This window comes from Cobetia sp. 3AK, from assembly GCF_029846335.1.
In the GTDB taxonomy this organism is placed as follows: Bacteria; Pseudomonadota; Gammaproteobacteria; order Pseudomonadales; family Halomonadaceae; genus Cobetia; species Cobetia marina.
Genome location: NZ_JARWKR010000037.1, coordinates 1 through 276, shown reverse-complemented (window position 1 = coordinate 276; position 276 = coordinate 1). Strand labels below are relative to the sequence as shown.

Sequence of the window (276 nt, the reverse complement as noted above, 5' to 3'; positions counted from 1 at the left end):
CCGTCGCGCACGGCGTGCTGCAGTTCATCGCCGTGGGCACGCCGCCGGATGAAGATGGCAGTGCTGACCTCAAGTACGTGCTGGCGGTGGCCGAGAGCATCGGTGAGTACATGGATGACTACAAGGTCATCATCGACAAGTCCACCGTGCCGGTGGGCACGGCAGACCGCGTGCACGCCCGCGTGGCTGAAGTGCTCAAGCACCGCGGCGTGAGCGTGGATTTCGATGTCTGCTCCAACCCGGAATTCCTCAAGGAGGGCGCGGCGCTGGAGGACT

Annotated in this window: 1 pseudogene; it reads left to right on the top strand. The window is 64.5% G+C overall.

The annotated features are described in order from the left end of the window. Positions 1-276 (top strand): annotated as a pseudogene (locus QD228_RS17050) (UDP-glucose 6-dehydrogenase); the annotation flags it as partial.